The following is a 4,659-nucleotide window of genomic DNA, read 5'->3' on the forward strand; positions in this document are numbered from 1 at the left end:
CCTAATCGGCGGGCGCCGGTTTCTGTAATCAGATAATCTTCCTCATTACGGATACCGCCGAAGTCCTTATAAGTCTCCACTACCTCGTAGTTGATAAAATCAGTAAATTTCTTTTCTGCTTTCCACATGTCGATCAGTTCCGGAATAAAATAAATACCCGGTTCTACCGTGTGTACAAATCCCGGTTCCAATGGAATGGCGAGGCGTTGCGATTTGCGACCGAACTGTGTGCTCTTCGGCTGGCCGTTATATCCTACCCATATCTCTCCCAGATTTTCCATATCGTGTACATCCAATCCCATCATGTGGCCTAATCCATGTGGATAAAATAACGCATGAGCACCTTCGCGGACCGCATCTTCCGTATTTCCTTTCATCAATCCGAGTGTCTTCATTCCGTCTACCATTACACGGGCAGACAGTTCGTATACGTCCATATAAGGAATCCCCGGACGGAGAGCTTTTACAGATTCCAGATGCATCGCATTCTGAATCTCGTATACTTCGCGCTGGCGGGCTGTAAACTTTTTGTCGGCAGGAATGGTAGACGACATATCGCCTGCATAGCCTGATTCTACTTCTGCGCCTGCATCAATTAGGAATAAATCACCCGGTTTTACTTTATTTCCATGATAATGGTTGTGTAAAGTCTGTCCGTTGATGGTGGCAATGGTGGCGAACGAAAGCTGGCAGTTGTTAGATTCGGCCACCCGGTTCATTTCCGCTACCACTTCGTATTCATACATGCCCGGGCGGAGCACTTTCATGGCGGTGATGTGCATATCGGCAGTTACATCGCAAGCCTTCTCTATTTCTACTATTTCTTCGGCAGATTTGTAATTACGTTGGGCGATAACGGCACGGATGAATGGAACAGAACCTTCCTGACGTGTAGGGGGGATACCCAACCAATCCATTAGTTTCAATTTATGCTCGGGACGGTAAGGCGGCAGATAATGAACCGCTTTCCCTTTCTGGACGCACTTGTGGAGATAGCTTGTAATTTCTGCGGACGGCATCAGATTTTTTACACCCACACGTTCACATTTTTCGTGTAAAGTCGGTTGCGATCCCATCCATACGATTGCGTCGATAGACAGTTCATCTCCAAAAATGATTTCTTTGTCTTCATCAATATCGATAATTGCCGAAAGACCGGTGCATGAAAGTCCGAAATAATAAAGGAAAGTGGAATCCTGACGATAACGGAAGGTGTTATCCTCGTAGTTCAGTCCGCACTCGTCATTTCCAAGAAATAACAATACCCCGGAGCCTAAATTCTTTTTTAGCAGGGCTCTCCGCTGCATATACGTTTCTTTGGCAAACATATTGTCCTAATTTTTAAGTTCGTGCAACAAAGATAACGAATTTTGTGTTATAGGATTAAAAATTATCTCCCTAATCTGTGTAATCTCTCGTTAAAAAGTTACTTTTGTAGCGAGAAATAGTAGAAAGCAAAAACGAATATGGCACAAGGTTCCCGTCAAATACAATCTCAGGCGCAACAACAGGTACAAACGCTCTCGCCCCAGCAGATTCTGGTCGTGAAACTGTTGGAGCTTCCCGCAGTAGAGTTGGAAGACCGTATCCATGCTGAACTGCTTGAAAATCCGGCACTTGAAGAAGGTAAGGAAGAGAATGCAGCGGATGATGAATATTCCGATACCGACAATGCAGAAGATGGCATGGATAGCGATGCCAATGACTATGATTCTTTAAGTGACTATCTGACAGAAGACGATATTCCCGATTATAAATTGCAAGAGAACAACCGTTCGAAAGATGAACAGGCGGAGGATATTCCATTCTCCGACTCCACCTCTTTTTATGAAATCCTGAAAGAACAGTTGCGTGAACGTAACCTGACAGAGCACCAGTGTGACTTGGTGGAATACCTGATCGGTTCATTGGATGATGACGGATTGCTTCGCAAATCTTTGGAAAGTATCTGCGACGAGCTGGCGATTTATGCCGGTATCGAATCGACCGAGGAGGAACTGGAAGAAGCATTGAGCATCTTACAGGACTTCGATCCGGCAGGTATCGGTGCGCGTAGTCTTCAGGAATGTCTGTTGATACAGATTTGCCGGAAAAAAGAAGAAGAGAAAACTCCTAGTCCTATCTTGAATCTGGAAGAAAGGATTATCAGAGAATGTTATGAAGAATTCACCCGTAAACATTGGGAGAAGATTATAAAGAAACTGGATATTGATGAAGAGACTTTCCAGGAAACCATTACTGAAATAACCAAACTGAATCCACGTCCGGGTGCTTCTTTAGGAGAAGCAATCGGCAGGAATCTCCAACAAATAGTTCCCGACTTTATTGTGGAAACGTATGATGACGGAACCATTAATGTAAGCCTCAATAACCGCAATGTTCCCGAACTCCGTATGAGTCGTGACTTCACGGAAATGGTGGAGGAGCATACAAAAAATAGGGCTAACCAGTCTAAGGAATCTAAAGAAGCGATGATGTTTCTGAAACAGAAAATGGATGCGGCACAAGGATTTATCGATGCTGTCCGTCAGCGTCAGAATACCTTGATGGTTACCATGCAGGCGATTATCGACCTGCAACGTCCTTTCTTCTTGGAAGGAGATGAATCGCTATTGAAACCGATGATTCTGAAAGACGTGGCGGAACGTACGGGATTGGATATTTCGACAATCTCCCGTGTGAGTAACAGTAAATATGTACAGACGAATTACGGTATCTATCCGCTCAAATACTTTTTCAGCGACGGATATACTACAGAGGATGGCGAAGAGATGTCTGTCCGTGAGATTCGTAAGATCCTGAAAGAGTGTATTGAAGGCGAGGACAAGAAGAAACCTCTGACCGATGATGAATTGGCGGATATATTAAAGGAGAAAGGTTATCCCATTGCCCGCAGGACAGTAGCCAAATACCGTCAACAACTGAATATCCCCGTGGCGAGACTGCGGAAATGAGAGTATAAAGTATTAAGTATAAAGTATTAAGTATTAGTGCTGATGGACAGAGAGAGAGAACATATCATAGCGGATAAGACGATGTTGCAGGTGGCGAGAGTCACTTCGATGGTCTTTACTCCATTTTCTATTCCGTTTTTATCGTTTCTGGTGTTATTCCTGTTTTCTTATCTTCGTATCATGCCGATACAATATAAGTTGATAGTGTTGGGAATCGTTTACTGCTTCACCATACTGACACCTACTATTACAATTTTCCTGTTTCGTAAAATCAATGGATTTGCCCGTCAGGAGTTGAGTGAACGTAAGAAACGTTATGTGCCTATTCTGCTGACCATCATCTCGTATGTGTTCTGCCTGCTGATGATGCGTAAGCTGAATATCCCGTGGTATATGACTGGTATCATTCTTGCTTCCCTGGTAGTGTCCATCATTTGCATTGCAGTAAACCTGAAATGGAAGTTGAGCGAACACATGGCAGGAATGGGCGGGGTGATCGGAGGCTTGATTTCTTTCAGCGCCTTGTTCGGTTACAATCCGGTCGTATGGCTATGCCTGTTTATTTTGATTGCCGGTATATTGGGCTCTGCACGCATTGTTCTGGGGCATCACACGCTGGGTGAGGTGCTTTCCGGCTTTGCTGTCGGTCTGATATGTGCCCTTTTGGTGCTTCATCCGGTGAGTAACATCTTATTTCGAGTATTTTTATTTTAAAACAGTATAAATCCTAAAAACTAATCATCATGAACTTTCCACAGAATTTAAAGTACACGAACGAACACGAATGGATTCGCGTTGACGGAGACATTGCATACGTTGGTATCACCGATTATGCACAGGAACAATTGGGCGATATTGTGTTCGTAGATATCCCGACTGTTGGTGAAACGTTGGAAGCCGGTGAAACTTTCGGAACGATTGAAGTAGTGAAAACTATTTCCGATCTTTTCCTGCCGATAGCAGGTGAGGTGCTTGAACAAAATGAAGCATTGGAAGAAAACCCGGAACTGGTTAATAAAGATCCCTATGGTGAAGGTTGGTTGATTAAAGTGAAGCCGGCGGATTTGAAAGCTGTAGAAGATCTGCTGGATGCCGAAGCCTATAAAGCCGTGGTAAACGGATAGTGCAAACAGAAATATAACTAATATAAGTTGAATGTAGCTGAACCCCCTCTCTTCGTGAAAGGGCTGTGAAGAGGCTTTTAATTTTTATTCTATGACTCCAATTGTAAGTATTATCATGGGCAGCACGTCCGACCTTCCTGTTATGGAGAAGGCTGCACAGCTGCTGAATGATATGCATGTTCCGTTCGAAATGAACGCTCTTTCTGCTCACCGCACGCCCGAAGCTGTGGAAGAGTTTGCGAAGAATGCCCGCAACCGTGGCATTAAAGTAATTATCGCTGCTGCCGGAATGGCTGCCGCCCTTCCCGGTGTAATTGCGGCTAACACTACATTGCCGGTGATCGGAGTACCTGTAAAAGGTTCCGTGCTCGATGGTGTGGACGCACTTTATTCTATCATTCAGATGCCTCCGGGCATTCCTGTAGCAACGGTTGCCATCAACGGAGCGATGAATGCCGCTATCCTTGCCATCCAGATGCTGGCATTGAGCGATGAGAAACTGGCAGAAGCTTTTGCTGCTTACAAGGAAGGACTGAAAAAGAAAATCGTAAAAGCAAACGAAGAACTGAAAGAAGTGAAGT

5 protein-coding genes are annotated in these 4,659 nt (G+C 44.4%); 4 read left to right on the top strand and 1 reads right to left on the bottom strand.

Annotated features, from left to right (window positions below; all coding sequences use genetic code 11):
• Window positions 1-1,328: aminopeptidase P family protein (locus tag ACT8YW_RS05005; protein ID WP_444104212.1), on the bottom strand; the 1,328-nt coding region annotated here is incomplete at its 3' end.
• 138 nt (window positions 1,329-1,466) lie between these two features.
• Here ACT8YW_RS05005 and rpoN point away from each other — a divergent pair.
• From rpoN to purE, 4 genes are all read left to right on the top strand, one after another.
• Window positions 1,467-2,954 carry an RNA polymerase factor sigma-54 gene (rpoN, locus tag ACT8YW_RS05010; protein ID WP_444104213.1) on the top strand — a complete coding sequence of 496 codons (1,488 nt, stop codon included), beginning with the start codon at window positions 1,467-1,469 and terminating at the stop codon, window positions 2,952-2,954.
• A gap of 42 nt (window positions 2,955-2,996) precedes the next feature.
• A complete protein-coding gene (locus tag ACT8YW_RS05015) occupies window positions 2,997-3,668 on the top strand; it encodes a phosphatase PAP2 family protein (RefSeq protein ID WP_009000196.1) in 672 nt (223 codons plus the stop codon).
• A gap of 29 nt (window positions 3,669-3,697) precedes the next feature.
• Window positions 3,698-4,078 (top strand): glycine cleavage system protein GcvH, encoded by a 381-nt coding sequence (gene gcvH, locus ACT8YW_RS05020; protein WP_117512797.1) that lies wholly within the window; start codon window positions 3,698-3,700, stop codon window positions 4,076-4,078.
• A 91-nt stretch (window positions 4,079-4,169) separates the two neighbouring features.
• Window positions 4,170-4,659: 5-(carboxyamino)imidazole ribonucleotide mutase (purE, locus tag ACT8YW_RS05025; protein WP_444104214.1), on the top strand; the 490-nt coding region annotated here is incomplete at its 3' end.

This window comes from Bacteroides sp. (genome assembly GCF_052357945.1).
Classification (GTDB): Bacteria; Bacteroidota; Bacteroidia; order Bacteroidales; family Bacteroidaceae; genus Bacteroides.

What these genes read in the sequence shown, in the direction of transcription:
- rpoN (WP_444104213.1), top strand. Translation starts at nt 1,467, where the DNA reads ATGGCACAAGGTTCCCGTCAAATACAATCTCAGGCGCAACAACAGGTA.
- ACT8YW_RS05015 (WP_009000196.1), top strand. Translation starts at nt 2,997, where the DNA reads ATGGACAGAGAGAGAGAACATATCATAGCGGATAAGACGATGTTGCAG.
- gcvH (WP_117512797.1), top strand. Translation starts at nt 3,698, where the DNA reads ATGAACTTTCCACAGAATTTAAAGTACACGAACGAACACGAATGGATT.